Here is an 18,101-nt window from a genome sequence, read left to right on the forward strand (position 1 = left end):
ATGCCCTCATGCCGACCCTGTATGTCCACTCGCTCCATGTCCATCCCGTCAAGTCGGTGGCGGGGATCGCTCCCGACGAGGTGGCCGTGGAGCCCTGGGGCCTGTCCGGTGACCGCCGCTGGGCCGTGGTCGACGTCGAGGGTTCGATCGTCACCCAACGGCAGCAGCCCCGGCTGGCCTTGGCTTCCTCGCGTCCGCTCGCGGCCGGCCGGATCGTGCTGTCCGCGCCCGGAATGGCGGACCTGACGGTGGAGGTTCCGGAGCCGGGGCCGCTGGAGCCGGTCGTGCTGTTCGGCAAGAAGATCGAGACGGTGGTCGCCGCGGGCGCGGCCGGTGACTGGCTCAGCGCCTTCCTCGGGATGCCCGTCCGGCTGGTGCACCTCGACGATCCGGCCGTCCGACGCCCGGTGGACCCGGACTACGCGCTGCCCGGCGAGACCGTGAGCCTGGCCGACGCCTATCCGCTGCTGATCACCACTGTGGCCTCGCTGGAGGCCCTGAACGAGTTGATCGCCCGCGGGGACCATCCCGAGGAGGGACCGCTGCCGATGAACCGGTTCCGACCGAGCCTGGTGGTGGCGGGTGCCGGGGCCTGGGCCGAGGACGACTGGCGGCGGATCGCGGTGGGCGACACCGCCGTGTTCAGGGGAGTGCGGGAATGCGGGCGGTGCGTCGTCACGACCACCGACCAGCGGACGGCGACGCGGGGCAAGGAGCCCCTCAAGACCCTCGCCCGGCACCGACGGATCGGGAAGTCCCTCGCTTTCGGACGGCAGGTGGCGCCGCTGGCCCTGGGCACGGTGCGCGTGGGCGACGAGGTCCGCGTCCTGGAGTGAGCGCGCCGACCACGACCGACCGGGCCGGGGTGACCGTCCGGACCGGTACCGCCGGAACTACACCTTCGAGGGGCTCGACCCGCCCCCCGGAACCAACAGGTACGGCGGGGCCGTTGAATGACTCGGGACGGGTGACACCGAAACGGCCGGCGCACGGGGGACGTGCACCGGATCGGGTGACCACGTGTCCGCGCGTCCCGGAATGCGCGTCCACCGGGCATGCGGGAGGCTTGGACGCGCAGACAGACGGAGGCAAGGGGGTGCCGGACCGTGCGGACAGCAATGGGTGTGTGGCGTTGGCGGCGCAATCCGCTGCGCCGACCGACCGATCTCTTCGAGGCGTGGGTGGCGTTCGCCGCCGTGGTCTGTGTCCTGGTGGTGGCTCCGGCCGTCGGCTGGGTCACGGGACTCCAGGTGGACGGCACCCTTCAGCGGGCCGCGAGCGAACAGCGGCAGGAGCGGCAACTGGTGCCGGCGGTGGTGCTCCGCGCGGCTCCGGACCTGCCCGCCGGCGCGGACGACGATCCGACGGCCGACCGGCAGACCCCGGCACGGACACAGGTCGTGGCCTCGTGGATCGCGCCTGACGGCACCGGCCGTCAGGGGACGGTGCCGGCCGCCGAGGAACCACCGCGTCCCGGCGACAGATTCCGGATGTGGACCGACTCCGGGGGGCGGCTGGTGGGCCGCCCGCTCGACCCGTCGGCGGCGTCCTTCCACGCGACGATGGCCGGTCTGGCCGCCGCCCTGGGCCTGGCCGCCCTGGTGGAGACGGTCCGGCGTCTGGTCGTACGCAGGCTCATGCATCGGCGGTACTCGCGTCTGGACCGGGCGTGGGCGGCGGCCGGCCCGGACTGGGGCCGGGCGGGGGCGGGCAGCTGACCTGGCAACTCATCGGCCCCGCGCGCGCTACGGTGGTCCGGGGGGCTCAGCCGCTCCAGGCACTTCGATCTCTTTGAGCCGCCTCGGTGACGTCAGTCGCTCCGACGGCGCGAGTACCGCGAATACGAGGGTGGGGGCACGACAGCACCATGGCTCAGGGCACGGTCCAGGTGACACACGGCGGGGCTTCGCGGTGGCGCCGCCGCTCCGGTGAGTATCCGACACTGAGCGCCGCGCTCGCCGTCGCGGGCGACGGGGACGTCCTCTCCATCGGCCCCGGCACCTACCGCGAGAACCTGGTCCTGGAACACGCCGTCACGCTGCGCGGCCTGGAGGGCGGGGTGGGTTCGGTACGGATCGCCCCGGTCGACGGAGTGGCGCTGACCGTGCGCGCCTCGGCCGTGATCCAGGACCTGTACCTGGAGGGCCAGGACCGGGCGGCGCCCGCGCTGCTCGTGGAGGAGGGCTCCCCCGAGCTGACCGACCTGCGCGTCAACACCCGCTCGGCGGCCGGCATCGAGGTGCGCGGCAGCGGGGCCCGGCCGCTGGTGCGCCGTTGCACGGTGGAGAATCCCACCGGGGTCGGCATCGCCGTGCTCGACGGCGGCGGCGGGGTGTTCGAGGAGTGCGAGGTCGTGGCCGCGGGCCAGACCGGGGTGTCGGTGCGCGGCGGCGCCCGGCCGCGCCTGGAACGCTGCCGCATCCACCACGCCACGGGCGCGGGCATCGGCGTCACCGGCGAGGGCTCCGGCCTGGAGGCGCTGGGCTGCGAGGTGTACGAGATCAAGGGCGCCGGTGTCCAGATCGCGGCGCGGGCCACCGCCCGGCTCACCGACTGCTCGGTGCACCGCACCTCTGCCGACGGGGTCACCCTCGACACGGACGCGGTGCTCACGCTCGCCGACTGTGACATCCACGACATCCCGGAGAACGCGGTCGATCTGCGCTCCCGTTCGGTGCTGACGCTCAGCCGCACCACCGTGCGGCGCTTCGGTCGCAACGGCCTGTCGGTGTGGGATCCGGGGACCCGGGTGGTCGCCGAGTCCTGCGAGATCCACGACAGCACCGGCGACTATCCGGCGGTGTGGGTCAGCGACGGGGCCACGGCCTCGCTGGACTCCTGCCGGGTACACGACGTGCCGGACGCCCTGTTCGTCCTGGACCGGGGCTCCCGTGTCGACGTCGTCGACAGCGATCTCTCCCAGGTCCGCAACACCGCCGTGTCGGTGAGCGACGGGGCCACGGCGCAGTTGGACGACTGCCGGATCCGGGAGGCGGCGACCGGTGCCTGGTTCCGCGACCACGGCAGCGGCGGCACCCTCGCCAACTGCACCGTCGACTCGGTGCAGACGGGCGTGATCGTCACCAAGGGCGCCGACCCGGTGTTGGAGCGGTGCACGGTCAGTTCCCCCACGGAGGCGGGGTTCTACGTGTCGGCGGGCGGTCGAGGAACTTTCACGGCCTGCCGGGTGACCGGCAGTTCCGGCTTCGGTTTCCATGTCATCGACGGCTCGCGCACCACCCTCGCCACGTGCCACACCGAGCGCTGCGCGCGCGGCGGCTACGAGTTCGCGGAGGACGGCCCGGTGACCGAGGACTGCACGAGCGACGAGTCCGGGCCGCGGCTCGCCGCCCAGTCGGCCGCGGCCGGCGGGACGGGCGGGGCGCAGGCGGGGATCCGTACCCTCGCGGCGGACCGGAGCCCGGCGGCGCCGACGGCGGACGTGCCGCCGGCCCGGACCGGCGAGCCCGACGCGGAGCGGGCGACGCCCGCCCGCGGGTCGGGCGAGGTGTTGGGCCACCTGGACGCGCTGGTGGGCCTGGACAGCGTCAAGCGGGAGGTGCGCGCCCTCACCGACATGATCGAGGTCGGTCGCCGACGGCAACAGGCGGGCCTCAAGGCCGCCTCGGTACGCAGGCACCTGGTCTTCACCGGCTCCCCGGGTACGGGGAAGACGACCGTGGCCCGCCTCTACGGGGAGATCCTCGCCTCCCTCGGGGTGTTGGAGCGGGGTCACCTGGTCGAGGTGTCCCGGGTGGACCTGGTAGGCGAGCACATCGGTTCGACGGCGATCCGCACCCAGGAGGCGTTCGACCGGGCGCGCGGCGGAGTGCTGTTCATCGACGAGGCGTACGCGCTGGCCCCGGAGGACTCGGGGCGGGACTTCGGGCGCGAGGCGATCGACACGCTGGTGAAGCTGATGGAGGACCACCGTGACGCGGTGGTGGTGATCGTCGCCGGCTACACAGCGGAGATGGACCGGTTCCTGACCGTGAATCCGGGTGTCGCCTCGCGGTTCTCCCGGACCATCACCTTCGGCGACTACGGGCCCGAGGAACTGCTGCGGATCGTGGAGCAGCAGGCGGAGGAGCACGAGTACCGGCTGGGCGAGGACACCCCGAAGGCCCTGTTGGCGTACTTCACCGACCTTCCCAAGGGGCCCGCCTTCGGCAACGGCCGCACCGCGCGCCAGACCTTCGAGGCGATGGTCGAGCGGCACGCCGGGCGGGTGGCGCAGCTCGCCGATCCGGGGACCGACGAGCTGACCCTGCTCTTCCCGGAGGACCTTCCGGTGCTGCCGGGGCTGCCGGGGCCGACGGCGGCACTGCCGGCCGAGGCGCTCTGAGGCAGGTCGGCCGGTCGCAGGTTCGCGGCGTCGGGTGCGTTCACGGCGTCCGCTCACCGGTCGAGCCGGTTTCCCGGTCTCTGCTGCGGGACGTCGGCCGCGTCGGCCCCCGTCAGGACGGCCAGGCGGGCGAGCAGTCTGTCCCGTTCGGCGGCGAACGCCGGATCGGCCTGGTAGTCGGAGTGCCCGAGGATCGGCGCGGGAAGCGGGTGGAGTTCGCTGCGCCCGTAGGCGAGCGGATCGACGAGCGGGCCCCGGTCCACGTCCTTGTCGGGGCCGGCTCCGACCGGGCCGCCGATGGGATCGGTGGCCCGCCACAGGTTGCGCCAACAGTCCAGGTCCCGGTGGAGGGCGGTGAGGGGTCCGGGGCCGAAGTAGGCGGGGAACCAGCGTCCGTAGAGCCGGGCCAGCGGGGATCCGTAGGTCAGCAGCGCGACCCGGCCCCGGACGTCCGGCGGCAACTGCCAGACGGCGGCGGCCGCGAGGACACTGCCCTGTGAGTGACCCGAGATGACCAGGCGGCCACCGGTGAGCCCGGTCCAGGCGGTCATCCGCCAGGTCAGGTCCGGTACGGCCCGCTCGGCGTAGCAGGGCGGCGCGAACGGGTGGGCGGCGCGCGGCCAGAAGGTTCCCACGTCCCACAGGATCCCTATGGTGCGGCGGGCGGCCGGGTCCCGGTAGGCGCGCCGGCCCCAGGTGACGAACAGGACGAAGCCGAACCCGATCAACCAGGAACCGGTGTCCTGGGCGGCGCGGGCGGCGGCCTCCACCGCGGGGTGGCTGCCCCGGGCCGCCTCGCCCGGGACCTGCTCGCTGATCCAGGCCCCGGCCAGGGCGCCCGCGCCGAGCAGGAGCGTTATGCCGGAGACGGCCGCCACGAACCAGGGCGCGGAGTCGGTGAGGGCGGCGGCCGCGCGGGCGCCGGCGATCCGGCGGCTGCGCGCCGGGTCGGCGGGCTCATCGGGGTACTCGGCGGCCACGGTGACGGCCAGCCGGCGCGTCGTGAGGGCACCGCGCACGGCGAACCAGGCGGCGAGCAGGGCGAGGACGAGCAGCAGGGGCGGCAGCACGGCGGCCTGCCAGGACAGCAGTACGGGCGGCCCGGGCAGCGTGGCTCCGGCCATGCCGGGGGTGTCTGCGCCGTCCAGCCAGTCGGCGACGCGTTGGGCGACGCCGCCGGACATGACCCCGCCGAGTGCGCACCCGAGCATGGCCACGGCCGGACCGCCGAGGCCGCGCAGGGCGGCGGCGGGGTCGGGGGCCGCCCGGTGGAGGCGGCGGGCGACGACGGCCAGGGCGAGCGCGCAACAGCCCTGGCCGAGCATCAGCAGGCCGAACGCGAAGTCTCCGGGCAGCCGCCCCGCGGAGGTCCAGCCGGATCGGGACCAGGACGCGTACACCAGGACGGCGCCGAGCAGTCCGAGGGCGCCGCGCGGCAGCAGGGCCACGGCGGCCCGGTCGAGCCGGTGGTCGGGGCGTGCCTCGGTGCGGCCGCGCCGGCAGACCACGCAGACCACGCAGAGGGCCGTGCCGGCGAGCAGGACCTGGAGCGCCCAGCCGGTGGCTTCGAGGACGGGGGTCCCGGCGCGACGGTCGTACGCGGCGGCGGGCACGGCGACGGCCACCGCGACGGTGAGCAGTCCGGCGGCGGTGTGGGCGGCGCGCAGTCGGGCCACGAGCCGGCGCCCGTACCAGAATCCGGGCCGGCCGAGTGCGGGGGTGTCGTCCTCGGGGTTGTCGGGTTCGGCGGCGCCGGCGGGGGGCGGCTGGGACTCGTAGGCACTCCAGGTGCGGTCGGAGAGGTACCAGAGCAGCCCGGTCAATGCGGCCGGGAGCAGCGCGCCGAGGGCGAGGCGGCGTCCGGGCTGTCCCCAGGGGCCGTCGGCGCGCGGGAAGGGAAGTCGGTTCGCACAGCCGCCGGACCCCGCGCACTGCCAGGCCACCAGGTCGAGTGCGACCTCGCACGCGGCGGCGATCAGCAGCACGGTGAGGCTGAGCGCGAGGAGCCGTACGAGGACTCCGTACGCGCGCACCGCGCGGGGCGAGCGGCCGGTGGCGGGGGCGGCCGGCCGGGCCCAGTGGGCCAGGTTGGCCACCATGAACGGCAGGAGCAGCAGCCACAGGGCGCGGGCGCCGTTGCCGGAGGTGAGTCGCGACCAGCAGTAGGCCTCGGGCACGGGTCGACCGACGTACCGCTCGGGGTGGGCCTCGGCGTCGGTGTCCTCGGCGCGTCGGAACACCGCGGCCGTGGAGTCCCCGGTGATGCGGACGGTGCGCGGGTCGCCGAGCAGTTCGCCGGGGGGTGCGCCGGCGACGCCGTGGACCAGCAGTTCCAGGGCGAGGGGGAAGGGGGTGGCAGGGGGTCGGAACGGGGAGGGTGGGACTGGGGGGTGGTCCGGCACTGCGGCCTCCGCTCGCGGGGCGGTATCGGGCCCCTGACCAGGATCCCGCCCGGCGGACTCGCTGCCCAGGCCTCCGTTCGCGTGAAATATCGCCCGCCGGGGACTTCTGACGGCGCGCCGGCTAGGGTGGCGCGCACACGTGTTCCCTCTTCGTACTCAGGAGGTACCGCCATGGCTCGTCGACTTCGCCCGGTGGGGCTGGACTTCATCGAGGTCGCCCCGGTCCGTCTGGTCTTCACGGCGCGGGCGGCGGCGACGCCCGAGGCCGTGTACCGGGCGCTCGCGGAGGAGGTCACCGGCTGGCCCGACTGGTTCCGGGCGGTCACCCTGGCCCGGCCGACGGAGGGCGGGGCCGGTCGAGAGGTCAGGCTGACGGGCGGGGTCCGGTTCCGCGAGACGATCATGGCGGCGGAGCCGGAGCGACGGTACGCGTACCGGGCGGACGAGACCAACGCGCCGGGCCTCAGTGCCCTGTTGGAGGAGTGGCTGCTGTCGGCCGCGGGACCGGAGGCGTCCTCCGGGACGCGGATCCGGTGGACCTTCGCGGCGGACGGGCCCGCCGCGTTCCGACTGGCCCTGAAGGCGGCCCGTCCCGGGCTCGACCACGCGTTCCGGTCGGCGGTACGCGCCCTCGACGCACGGCTCACGGGCCGGCGCGGCGCGGGTCGCTGAGACGGTACGCCGCGCGCGCGGGATCGCAACGCCCCGGCGTGACCGGCCGGGACGCCGAGACCGGGATGCCCCGCGCGGTCGGCCCCCTTCAGGGGAACGGGCCACCGGGGCGGGCACGGCCCCGGTGTCAGCCCGTCGGTTCCCGCCAGACGCCGGTCGTGAGCAGCGTGTCGAGGGTCTGCTCGTACGGGGTGATGTCCATGCCTTGTTCGGCCAGCCAGGCGTTCGAGTAGTACTTGTCCAGGTACCGGTCACCCGGGTCGCAGAGCAGCGTCACGACACTGCCCTTCCGACCTTCCGCCACCATCTCCGACACGATCTTCAGGGCGCTCCACAGGCCGGTGCCGGTCGAGCCGCCTGCCTTGCGCCCTATGGCCCGTTCCAGGGCACGGCAGCCCGCGACGCTCGCCGCGTCCGGCACCTTCATCATCCGGTCGATGGCCCCCGGGACGAAGCTCGGCTCCATCCGGGGACGGCCGATGCCCTCGATGCGGGAGCCGCAGTCGCTGCTCGCGTGCGGGTCGTGGCGGGTCCAGCCGTCGAAGAAGCAGGAGTTCTCCGGGTCGGGCACACAGATCCGGGTGTCGTGCTGCATGTAGTGCACGTAGCGCGCGATGGTCGCGGAGGTGCCGCCGGTGCCGGCGGTGGCGACGATCCACGTGGGCTCGGGGTACCGCTCCAGCCGCAGCTGCTGGTAGATCGATTCCGCGATGTTGTTGTTGCCGCGCCAGTCCGTCGCCCGTTCGGCGTAGGTGAACTGGTCCATGTAGTGCCCGCCGGTCCGCGCCGCCAGTTCCGCGGACTCCTCGTACATCTTCATCGAGTTGTCCACGAAGTGGCACTCGCCGCCGTGGAACTCGATCAGCCGACACTTCTCGGGACTGGTCGTGCGCGGCATCACGGCGATGAACGGGACGCCGATCAGCTTGGCGAAGTACGCCTCCGACACGGCCGTGGAACCGGACGAGGCCTCGATGACCGGGCGGCCGGGGCGGATCCAACCGTTGCACAGCGCGTACAGGAACAGGGACCGGGCGAGGCGGTGCTTGAGCGAGCCCGTCGGATGCGTGGACTCGTCCTTGAGGTACAGGTCTATGCCCCACTCCTCGGGGAGCGGAAAGCGCAACAGGTGGGTGTCGGCGGACCGGTTGGCGTCCGCCTGCACCTTCCGTACGGCTTCTTTCAGCCAGGCGCGGTAGTCCGCGTCGCTGCGGTCGACGTCATCGGTCGTGGGCGTCGTGCGTATGGTGCTCATGCGCCGTGCTCCTTCGTGCCTTCCGTGGTCCCCTCCTTCGCAATGTACCTCCCTCACCTGCGCAAACACTTGCTTTGGGTCTCCATGCGAATCGCTTTAAGGGCCCCGCCGGCGGGGCCGCGGAGCGTCCGTCGTGCTCGTTCGGTTGCACAGCGGGGTGGTGTGGGTGACCCTGGTGGAGCATTACCGAGGGTGCAGCACCCGTAACACTCATGTCGGGGAGTCGCAGCCGTGATCAGTCATTCCCGCAGGCACTGCGTCGTGGAACTGCAGGCCCTGCCCTCGCGGATCGGCCAGGTCCGCCGCATCGTTTCCGCTCAACTGCGCCACTGGAAACTCGACCCGCTCATAGACCGGGCTGCGCTCGGCGTGACGGAGCTGCTCGGCAACGTCCACCGCCACGCGCAGCCGAGCAAGGTCTGCACGGTGGAGATCGAGCTGCGTCTCGGACGCCTCACCGTCTCCGTGGCCGACAGTGATCCGCGCCTGCCCGTCCTGCGGGCGGCCGGGGACCTGGAGGAGCTGGAGACCTGCGGACGCGGGCTCGCGCTCGTCGAGGCGGTCAGCGAGGCCTGGGGGGCGCGGGAGCGGACGGACGGCGCCGCGGGCAAGGTGGTGTGGTTCTCGATGCGGGCGGCCCCCGCCGTGACCGCGCCGACCCGTACGGTCCGGATCCCCACCAAGCCCGTACGGGAGCCGGCCCCGGTCGTGTCGGTGGCCGTGGAGCCCGCGGCCGTGATCACGGGCGTGCCGGTGTCGGCTTCGCTGCCGGCGTCCATGAAGACGTCGCTGCCGGCGTCGACGAAGGCGGCCATGGCCGATGCGGCGCCGGCGTCGGTGGCCGTCGGCGCCGAGTCCGGTTAGCTCCCGAGCACGGTGGGCGCCCTTGCGCCGCCGTTCGACCGGCGGGCGCCGGCCGTCCGCGTCGTCGGTCGTCCCGGTGGTCGGTCGTCCCGGTCGCCTGTCGTCCCGGTCGTCGGTCGTCCGGCTGCTCCGGCCCGTCAGGCCGCCGCGCCCAGCGCCCCCAGCGGGTCGTCGAGCACCGGCTGCCACGCCAGTTCCGCCGCGCCGACCAGGCTGTTGTGGTCCAGGGTGCACGGCAGGATCGGTACGCCGCCGCTGCGCCCCCACAGGCTCCGGTCCGCCACCACCGCGCGCAGTCGCTCCGGGTCCGCCGACAGCAGCTCCCGGTGCAGGCCGCCCAGGATGATCCGGTCCGGGTTCAGGATGTTGACCAGCCCCGCGAGGCCCAGGCCGAGCCGGTCGATGAGCTCCTCGGCCGCCGCCCGTACGGCCGGTTCTGCGTACTCGGCGCGCAGCAGGTCACGCGCCTGCTGGAGGAGTGACACCTCGGGTCCGGGTGTGCGGCCCGCCGCCGTCAGGAAGGCCAGCGGGTCCGCCTCGACGTCCAGGCACCCCCGGCTTCCGCAGTGACAGGCCCGACCCTCGGGGTTGACCGTCAGGTGGCCGACCTCAAGGGCCAGCCCGGCACTGCCGCTGTGCAGGCGGCCGTCCAGGACCAGGGCCCCGCCCACCCCGCGGTGACCGGTGGCCACGCACAGCAGGTGCTGCGCGCTGCGGCCGGCGCCGTGGCGGTGCTCGGCCAGCGCGGCGAGGTTGACGTCGTTCCCGGTCAGCGCGGGTCCGTCGATCCCGGCGGCCTTCACCCGTTCGGCGAAGATGGCCCGTACGGGAGAGCCGGCCGGCCAGGCCAGGTGCAGCGGGTTCAGCGCGGTACCCTCCGGCTCCGCGACCGCCGAGGGGACCGCGAGGCCCGCGCCGACGCACCGCAACCCGGACTCGGCGAGCAGCGCGGCACCCGCCTCGACGACGGCGCCAAGCACCTGCGCGGGGTCGGCGGAGACGGTGACCTTGCCCGGTGCGGTGGCCACGATCCGCCCACCGAGGCCGACCAGCGCGGCCCGGAACCCGTCGGGGTGGACCTGCGCGGCCAGCGCCACGGGCCCGTTCTCCTCGATGGAGAGCCGGTGCGAGGGCCGGCCCTGCGCGCCGCCCGCACCGCCGGGACGGGAGTCGACGCGGATCAGTCCGAGCGCTTCCAGTTCGGCGGCGACGGCCCCGGCGGTGGCGCGGGTGACACCCAGCTCGGCGGTGAGAACAGCGCGGGTAGGGGCGCGGCCGGTGTGCACCAGCTCCAGCGCCGGACCGAGTGCGCCGCGCCCCCGCTCCAGCCTGGTCCTCGCGGACGCTGCGGACGCCGCGGACACCGTGGACGCATCCCCCACCCGCGGCGGGGCCCCGTTGCCGTTCATGACAGCGATCCTCGCATGATCGGGAGGCGCCCGAGGCCGCTCACGGGTCGAGGCCGCCGACCCGCAGTGTGATGTTCAGCCGACCGCTCAGGCCGAGGGCTTCCGGCCCGGTGCCGGGCAGGACCTTCGGCACGCCGTGGTGGGCCAGTCGGCTCGGGCCGCCGAAGACGAACAGGTCCCCGCTGCGCAGCTCGACGTCCCGGTACGGCCGTCCGCGCGAGGCGGTGTTCCCGAAGCGGAAGAGGCAGGAGACACCGAGGCTGAGCGAGACGACGGGCGCCCCGGACCGCTCGTCGGCGTCCCGGTGCATGCCCATGCGGGAGTCCCCGTCGTAGAAGTTGATCAGCGCGATGTCGTAGACCTCGTCGCCCTGCCAACCGTACGAGGGGTACGGACCGCACCGCCCCGCAGGCCGCTCACCGTCGCCGTGCCCGAGCGCGTCGGCCTCCCCGTACGCCGCTGCCACGGCGGCGCGCCCCAGTGCGGCGAGCCGGGCGGGCATCGGTTTGACCGGCGCCCCGTCGCCGTCGACGGCGGTGCGGGCATATCCGTACGGGTACCAGTGCAGGCCCAGGCACACCTGCCGGGCGGTCATCGTGCCGCCGCCGGGGGTGTGCACGGTGCGCAGCCCGGCGGGCGGGCGCGCCCATTCCCGGCAGTCCGCGAGCAGTTCCCGCTGCCGGTCGGGGCCGAGCCAGTCGGGCACGTGCACGGCGCCGGGTGCGATCTCGGTCCGCTCGCGCGGGAAGAGTTCCCCATGCATGCCTCCCATTGTCGCGGCGGACCGTCCCCCTCGCCCCATGCGGTGTCCCGACGGCGGCCGGGCGCGTCCATTCGTGCGGGGTGGGACGGGGCAGCGGGCAGAACTGTTCGGCGGGACGCGTCAGCGGGTGCCCGCGCCGAACGGCGTCTCGAAGAAGCCCTTGTGACGTCCCGAAGGGCACTGGACACTGCCCGTATGGAGCGACGTACACAGGCCGATCGCGACGCGATCACCATCGAGATCGGCTACGCCTTCGTCAGCGCGGGCCTCGCGGCCGGTCTGGTCTTCGCGGCGGTGTTCGGACCCGCGCCGGTCTTCGACCTGTCCGGCGCCGCGCACCGCATCCTGGCCGTCGCGGGCGGAATCCTGGCAGCCGTGGTGTTCGTGCTCCGCGTCACGCATCTCCTGTGGCGCTTCGCCCGCCGCCCGGAGGACGACGGTCGCTAGAGGGAGTGTCCGGGTCAACCCCGACGAACGGCGGGGGTGCGGGGCGCCATTCGGCCCGGGCCGGCGGGGCACGACCGTTCCTACCGTCGGCGGCATGGAAACGAACACGCGGTACGGATGGGGCCGACGACTGTCGGTGGCGGGTGCGACGGTCGGGGCGGGAACGGGGCTGGTGGTGTGGTTGGCGCCCGCCGCAGGAGTGCCCACGAATGAGCCGGTCCGGGTCACCGACGGTTGGTCGGTGTCGGTCCACGAGGCGTTGACCGGGGGCGTGGCGTCATGGCCGACCCGGGCGGGCACCGTCCTGGAGGCGGCGAGCGAGGGGACGCTTCTCCTGTCGGCCGCGTTGTGGGCGTGGGTGGCCTGGGGCGCAATGCGCCGCCGCGATCCGCGCGGTCTGGCCGGCATGGTCCTGGTGGCCGCCGCGACCGTGGTGGCGTATGCGCTCAGTGAGGCCTTGAAACTCCTCCTGGACGAGGAACGTCCCTGTCGGGCCCTCGCCGAAGCCGTGGCGCTCGCGCCGTGCCCCGAGGTCGGCGACTGGTCGTTCCCCAGCAACCACGCCACCCTCGCCGCCGCCCTCGCCGCCGGTACGACCCTTGTGCGACCCCGGATCGCGGCGGCGGCCCTGCCGGTGGCGGCCTTGGCGGCGTTGCTCCGGGTGGTGCTGGGGGTGCACTACCCGCACGATGTCCTCGCGGGCGTCGCGCTCGGTGTCACCGTGGCGGTGGCGCCGGCGTGGCTCCTGCTGCCGGTGTCCACACGTGCGGTGTCAGCGCTGTGGGGCCGCCGGTCGGGGGGTGACGCCGGCCTCGTGGGCGACCACGGCGGCCGCCGCCCGGTTGTCCACGCCGAGGCGCGCGAGGATCGAGCTGACATGGGCCTTCACGGTGCCCTCGGCCAGCCGCAGACGCCGGGCGATCTGACCGTTGGAGTGCCCGCCGCCGAGGAAGGCCAGTACGTCGCGTTCGCGCCGGGTCAGGGCGTCCACCCGGGTCCGGGCATCGGCCCGTCGACCGGCGTGGGCCCCCGCGTCCCCGGCCGCGAGGTGGGCGACGACCCGGGCGGTGACTTTCGGTGACAGGTAGGCGGCGCCGTCGGCCACGGCCCGGATCCCGGCGATCAGTTCCTCCGGTTCACCGGACTTGACGAGGAACCCTGCCGCTCCCTCGCCCAAGGCGCGCAGAATGTAGTCGTCCTCGCCGAAGGTCGTCAGCATCACCACGCCGGTGTCGGGCACGGTCCTGCGGATCTCGGCCGCGGCCTCGATTCCGCCCGTGCCCGGCATCCGGATGTCGAGCACCGCGACCTGCGGCCTGTGTCGTCGCGCCAGTTCCACGGCCTCCCGGCCGTCGGCTGCCTCGGCGACGACGCGAAGGTCCGGGTCGGTGGCGAGGACGGCGCGAACCCCCGCGCGGATCATGGGTTCGTCGTCGGCGATCAGGATGCTGATCACGGCAGTTCCCTTCCAGTGAAGGCGTCGGCGGAGACCAGGAGACCGGCGCGGAAGCAGAGCCGGTAGAGGTCGCCCGAGCGGTCGTCGAAGGGGTCGGCGGTCTGTACGTAGAACTCGCAGGTGGAGTCTGGTGGTCGGGGTCGGTCCGCCGGGTCGGCGGGGCGGCGGGCCGTCTGCCGTTCCGGGAGGTACGGAGCCACCTCGGCGCGGAACTGCTGCCCGGGGCGCAGGCGGGCGTAGTCCTGCGGATCGAGCGTCGATCCGCGGGCCGTGTGGGTGTCCCAGACCCGTACCCCGCCGATCAGCGCCGTCGCGGTGAGCAACGGCACCAGCACGGCGGCAGCCGCTGCCCGCCCGAGGAGACGGCGGGCCCTGCGATGCTCGGGAGACACCGATTCGACGGGCCTGTCGTCCCACTCTTCGTCCCGCACCTCGATCTGTCCGGCCTCCCCCGAGTCGGCCAAGGTTCCGGAGGCGCCGGCCCTCCGTGGAGTGGCGGCCCTGGCAGCGGGGCGGTGCGGGAGTACGGCACGGACGGTGAAACCGGCGCCGGCCGGACCCGCCTCGAAGGTGCCGCCGGCGAGCCGGACCCTCTCGTCGAGGCCGATCAGCCCGAATCGGTGGTCCCGGCCGGGAGCCGGTTCTCCCTGGCCCGGGGTACCTCGTACCCCGCTCGCCGGGCCGTTCACGACGCGGACCTCGGTCCACTCGGGCGTGTGCCGCATCGATACCCGCGTCGGGCTGTCGGGCGCGTGTTTGGCGACGTTCGTGAGAGCCTCCTGCACCACGCGGCGCGCGGCCCGGTCCATGACCGGCGGTACCCCGGCGGGCATCTCGCCCCACACGCGCAACTCGACATCGAGCCCGGCGTCGGCCGCGCGCGCGACCAGTGCCTCGACGTCGGCGGGACCGGCCTCCTCCGGAGGGGCCTGCGTGTCCTCGCGGAGCACACCGATCACCTCGCCGAGGCGTTCGACGGCAGCGCCGGCCCGGGCCCGGATGTCCCGGGCGGCGGCCCGCTGTTCCGCCGGGACACCGGGTGAGAGTTTCAGCGCCCCCGCCGACAGGGCGATCAGGCTGAGCTCGTGGCCGAGCAGATCGTGCATGTCCTGGGCGATACGGGTCCGTTCGCGTAGGCGCGCCTGCTTGGCGACGAGACCCCGCTCCCGCTCCAGTCGTGCGGCATGCTGCCAGCCGGCCCGCACGAGGGCCCGGTACCGGCGCACGAACCGGCCCACGCACCAGGGAGCGACGGCGGCGAGCACCAGACCCACGAACCGGATCGCCCACACGAACCACTCCGGCACCAGGGTCACCACCATGACAGCGACCGCCACCCAGGCGACCATCGCCGCCGCCATGTGCCTTGCCCGCCCGGGCAGTGCGCCCGCGAGGAACGCGCAGACCGCCTCCGGGACCGCCCACCAGCCACTGGTCACGCCGGCCGCCGCGGCGGCCACGACCGCGGCGTGCACCCCGGCGTACGGCACGTACGCGGGGATCGGGGTCCTGCGGGTCATCGGGGTCCTGCGAGTCACTGGTGTCACATCGGCGACCCTACGGAAGCGGGCCCACCCACCGGCACCCCCGAAAGTCCCATGGCGCGTCGGTGTGGGCATCGTCGTCCGAGGGGCCCGCCGATCGGAGGTTCAGCCGACGGTGGCCGCGTAGGTGGTCTGACTGCGGTACTTCCACGTCGGCCCGGTGTTCCACGGGTTGGGCATGACCGTGTTGGTGGCGTAGGCGTAACCGGCGCCGCGCTCGAAGGCGGTACGCAGTGTGGTGCGCATGGCGGAGGCGTCGGGAACGTCGTGAACGAGGTGCCAGAACGAGGTTCCGGTCGGGTCGAGTTCGCCGCCGGCGCGGTAGCCGGTCGTCTCGTTGAAGACGTTTCCGCCGAGCCAACCCCCGGAGGTGTAGGCGGCGTACGTGTCCTCGTACGTGACGAAGACGTCGGCGGTGCGGCGGCCGGGCTCCAGGTAGCAGTCGGCGATGGCGGTGCCCGGGTTGTTGACGACCAGGTCGGGGGCGGCCGGGTCGACGGCGTCCATCGTCTCCCTGACGTAGCGGCGCAGTTCGGCGTAGTGGTCGCGGGTGGCGTTGCCCGGACCGCAGTCGCGGCTGACGACGTCGAAGAAGATCCCGTCCACGTGCAGTCGACCGTCGGGGGTCTTCAGGTAGTTGTCCACGGAGGCCTTGACGGCGGCGATGTCCCGGTTGCCGTGGTCGGTGTGGACGTAGCCGAGCACCTTGGTCCGCTCGCCGGTGGAGGTGGTGCCGCCGCGCAGGGCGTCGGCCCGGTCCCGCCACGGGGCGTCGAAGGGGGAGTCGCCGTTGCCGGGGTTCAGGACGACCAGCGAGGCGGCCGGGCCGGTGGCGGTCAGGTCGTTCAGCATCGGGTCGTCGGCCCACACGTACGCGGGGACGCCGACCTCCAGTCCCCGGACCCCGGGCGGCCGGGGGACGGGGGGCGTGGTGGGCGTCGGGGCCGGTGCGGGTTTGCGGGCCGCCGGCGCGCGGCCGGCGCTGTCCGCGGAGGCGGTCACGGCCGGCGCCGGGGCCGCGAGGAGAAGGGTGGCCATGACGGCGAGCAGGGCCTTGCCGGCACGTGCGCGGGCCATGGGTGTTCCTCCGGTGGCAGGGGGGGTGGGACCCGACGAACACTAGACGGACGGACGGTTCGTGAAAGCCGAACCAACCGCTTTCACATGAGGAACAGAAAAACGATCCCTCACCTCATCATGTGCATTACCGTCGGATTCGGATCCGGCCGTCCACCACCGCGCCCCCTCTGCACCCGCCGCACGACCGGCTGCCGGATCGGTCCTCAGAGCGCGTCGAGGAAACCCCTCACCGTCCATTCCTGCACGTCGCCCTCGCTGATCTGCTCTCCCACCGGGTCCGGCGGCGGGACGTCCCTGGTCCAGAGGGTGAGCCAGACGCCGCTTTCGAAGGAATTGCCCTTCGGCGTGATCGCCTTGCCCCAGTTGTTGACGAAGCCACCGGCGGAGCTGGTGAATCGCTGGATGTCACTGTCGGGGTCACACGTCCACAGGGTGAGCAGTGTCCCATTGGCACCGGCCGCGTTGCCTTGCGGTGTCAGGCACTTGCCGCTCTCCTTGTGGACCAGCAGACCGTCCTTGTGGGCCCAGCGCTGCATTTCCGATCCGTTGCAGGGCCACACGGTCACGGGGGTTCCGTTGGCCGTCGCGTTCCCCTGCGGGGTGGCACAGACGAACCCGGGCCGGTTGTGGTTGGCGAGCCATCCCCACCCGCCGTCCTGCATGCTCCCGGCGTACGGGGCGAGGGAGAAGACGACCCGCGCGCCGTTGTAGGCCTCGTTCATCCCCCACAACCGCCGGGCCTGCGGATCGAACGAGAGGCCCTGGGTCAGGAACGGGGCCTGGGAAAGCACCTGTGTCACCTGGGTGGCCGTGTTGTACGCGTGGATGCAGGAGTACATGGTGTTGACCCAGGACACGGAGCCGTCCTTGTTCTTCTGCTCCGTCCAACCGGGCCAAGTCCTCGGACAACTACCGGAGAAATAGTAGTACTTGCCGTCCCTGGCGATTCCCTGGACGGCCCAGACCGCCGTTCTGAAACCGGAGGTGGACGCGACCTGGTCGGGCAGGGAGTCCTCGCCGAACGAGGTCAGCGGCCAGCGGACGACACGGGCGTCTGCGCCTTCCTTGTTCTCGGCCGAGAGCAGGGAGGGGACATCGGCCTCACTGCGGTCCACGCTCACCGTGCTCAGACACAACGGCTGTCCGGCGGTGGCGAGTCCGCACGCGCGGGGGTTGCCGATGGTGGCGCCGGTGGTGCCGTAGCGCGCGACGAGGGGCAGGGCCCAGGTGTGACCGAAGGCCGAACTCTGCCCCGACACCACCCCCGTGCCGCTGCCCGTCGACGTCATGCGCCAGACGTGCCGCAGGTCGTAGACCTGGAGCTCGGTGCCGTTGGCCACGAGGAGCCAGTTCCGGTACCAGGCGACACCGTCGGCGTGGATCTTGTGCTGGAGCTTCTTGAAGCCGCCCTCGACCGGCTCGACCAGTGCCAGGTGGCCGTACCTGACCTGGCTGTTCGTGGCCTCGACCAGGCTGATCCGACCGTAGAGGTCCTTGCCCGGATCCTCGTAGCTCGTGGCGTGGTACCAGGTCGCCGCGTAGAGGGACCGGCGGCCCTTGTACGAGCCGTCGGGATAGGCGGCGTGCGATCCGGCGAAGCCCTGGGGCGTCCATCCCCCGCCGGGCAGGCTCGGCTTGGTGAGGTCGTCGTTGTCCCAGCAGAAACCGTCGTACGACAGGGTGCCGTTCAGGCCGTGCCCGTGGCACAGCCCCGGCCTGCCCGTCCGGTCACCGAGGACCTCCGTGGAGTCGACCTTTCGGACGACCCGGTCGTTCTCCAACGAGGCGATGAGGCCCGAGTTGTCGGAACCCACACGGGTGAGGGAGAACTCCCCCGCAGCCGCAGCCGCAGCCGCAGCGCTCC

General features: G+C 73.3%; 14 protein-coding genes and 1 pseudogene. 7 read left to right on the forward strand and 8 right to left on the reverse strand.

All coding sequences use genetic code 11. The features are described from left to right. Positions 1-8: 8 nt before the first annotated feature. From ACQEVM_RS21740 to ACQEVM_RS21750, 3 genes are all read left to right on the forward strand, one after another. The gene (locus ACQEVM_RS21740; protein ID WP_433081538.1) at positions 9-836 is read left to right on the forward strand and encodes an MOSC domain-containing protein; all 828 of its coding nucleotides are present in this window, start codon (positions 9-11) and stop codon (positions 834-836) included. A 270-nt stretch (positions 837-1,106) separates the two neighbouring features. Continuing rightward, entirely contained in the window at positions 1,107-1,718 is a 612-nt protein-coding gene (locus ACQEVM_RS21745) for an Rv1733c family protein (RefSeq protein ID WP_433081540.1), read from the forward strand. Between the two features lie 149 nt (positions 1,719-1,867). Then, positions 1,868-4,345, forward strand: coding sequence for a right-handed parallel beta-helix repeat-containing protein (locus tag ACQEVM_RS21750; protein WP_433081542.1), 2,478 nt, complete (start codon positions 1,868-1,870; stop codon positions 4,343-4,345). Between the two features lie 53 nt (positions 4,346-4,398). Here the strand turns inward: ACQEVM_RS21750 and ACQEVM_RS21755 are convergent, their stop codons facing one another. Then, on the reverse strand, positions 4,399-6,747 hold the full coding sequence (locus ACQEVM_RS21755) for a hypothetical protein (protein WP_433081546.1): 2,349 nt from the start codon (positions 6,745-6,747) through the stop codon (positions 4,399-4,401). Positions 6,748-6,918: 171 nt separating this feature from the next. Between ACQEVM_RS21755 and ACQEVM_RS21760 the strand changes: the two genes are divergently transcribed. Next, complete coding sequence (locus ACQEVM_RS21760; RefSeq protein ID WP_433081548.1) at positions 6,919-7,419, forward strand: SRPBCC family protein; 501 nt, start codon at positions 6,919-6,921, stop codon at positions 7,417-7,419. Positions 7,420-7,546: 127 nt separating this feature from the next. Here the strand turns inward: ACQEVM_RS21760 and ACQEVM_RS21765 are convergent, their stop codons facing one another. After that, the gene (locus ACQEVM_RS21765) at positions 7,547-8,674 is read right to left on the reverse strand and encodes a PLP-dependent cysteine synthase family protein (protein ID WP_433081550.1); all 1,128 of its coding nucleotides are present in this window, start codon (positions 8,672-8,674) and stop codon (positions 7,547-7,549) included. 231 nt (positions 8,675-8,905) lie between these two features. On the opposite strand from ACQEVM_RS21765, the gene ACQEVM_RS21770 reads away from it, so the two are divergent. After that, the gene (locus ACQEVM_RS21770; RefSeq protein ID WP_433081552.1) at positions 8,906-9,538 is read left to right on the forward strand and encodes an ATP-binding protein; all 633 of its coding nucleotides are present in this window, start codon (positions 8,906-8,908) and stop codon (positions 9,536-9,538) included. Positions 9,539-9,675: 137 nt separating this feature from the next. Here ACQEVM_RS21770 and ACQEVM_RS21775 read toward each other — a convergent pair whose 3' ends face one another. Together ACQEVM_RS21775 and ACQEVM_RS21780 are read right to left on the reverse strand one after the other, a co-directional pair. Then, positions 9,676-10,947 (reverse strand): ROK family protein, encoded by a 1,272-nt coding sequence (locus ACQEVM_RS21775; RefSeq protein WP_433081554.1) that lies wholly within the window; start codon positions 10,945-10,947, stop codon positions 9,676-9,678. Between the two features lie 40 nt (positions 10,948-10,987). Then, the gene (locus ACQEVM_RS21780) at positions 10,988-11,710 is read right to left on the reverse strand and encodes an alpha-ketoglutarate-dependent dioxygenase AlkB family protein (protein ID WP_433081556.1); all 723 of its coding nucleotides are present in this window, start codon (positions 11,708-11,710) and stop codon (positions 10,988-10,990) included. Between the two features lie 195 nt (positions 11,711-11,905). Between ACQEVM_RS21780 and ACQEVM_RS21785 the strand changes: the two genes are divergently transcribed. Continuing rightward, on the forward strand, positions 11,906-12,157 hold the full coding sequence (locus tag ACQEVM_RS21785) for a DUF6332 family protein (RefSeq protein ID WP_433081558.1): 252 nt from the start codon (positions 11,906-11,908) through the stop codon (positions 12,155-12,157). 406 nt (positions 12,158-12,563) lie between these two features. Then, positions 12,564-12,878, forward strand: a pseudogene (locus ACQEVM_RS21790) (phosphatase PAP2 family protein); the annotation flags it as partial. A gap of 51 nt (positions 12,879-12,929) precedes the next feature. Here ACQEVM_RS21790 and ACQEVM_RS21795 read toward each other — a convergent pair. The 4 genes from ACQEVM_RS21795 to ACQEVM_RS21810 all read right to left on the reverse strand — a co-directional run bounded on the left by ACQEVM_RS21795 (position 12,930) and on the right by ACQEVM_RS21810 (position 18,051). Beyond that, positions 12,930-13,613 (reverse strand): response regulator, encoded by a 684-nt coding sequence (locus ACQEVM_RS21795; RefSeq protein ID WP_433081560.1) that lies wholly within the window; start codon positions 13,611-13,613, stop codon positions 12,930-12,932. Continuing rightward, entirely contained in the window at positions 13,610-15,133 is a 1,524-nt protein-coding gene (locus ACQEVM_RS21800; protein WP_433081562.1) for a sensor histidine kinase, read from the reverse strand. Before ACQEVM_RS21800 ends, ACQEVM_RS21795 begins: the two co-directional genes overlap by 4 nt. Before the next feature lie 129 nt (positions 15,134-15,262). Then, positions 15,263-16,234 carry a spherulation-specific family 4 protein gene (locus tag ACQEVM_RS21805; protein WP_433081564.1) on the reverse strand — a complete coding sequence of 324 codons (972 nt, stop codon included), beginning with the start codon at positions 16,232-16,234 and terminating at the stop codon, positions 15,263-15,265. A gap of 206 nt (positions 16,235-16,440) precedes the next feature. Continuing rightward, on the reverse strand, positions 16,441-18,051 hold the full coding sequence (locus ACQEVM_RS21810) for an RICIN domain-containing protein (protein ID WP_433081566.1): 1,611 nt from the start codon (positions 18,049-18,051) through the stop codon (positions 16,441-16,443). Positions 18,052-18,101: the final 50 nt, after the last annotated feature.

The organism is Streptomyces sp. CA-243310 (genome assembly GCF_050936775.1).
Taxonomy (GTDB): domain Bacteria; phylum Actinomycetota; class Actinomycetes; order Streptomycetales; family Streptomycetaceae; genus Streptomyces.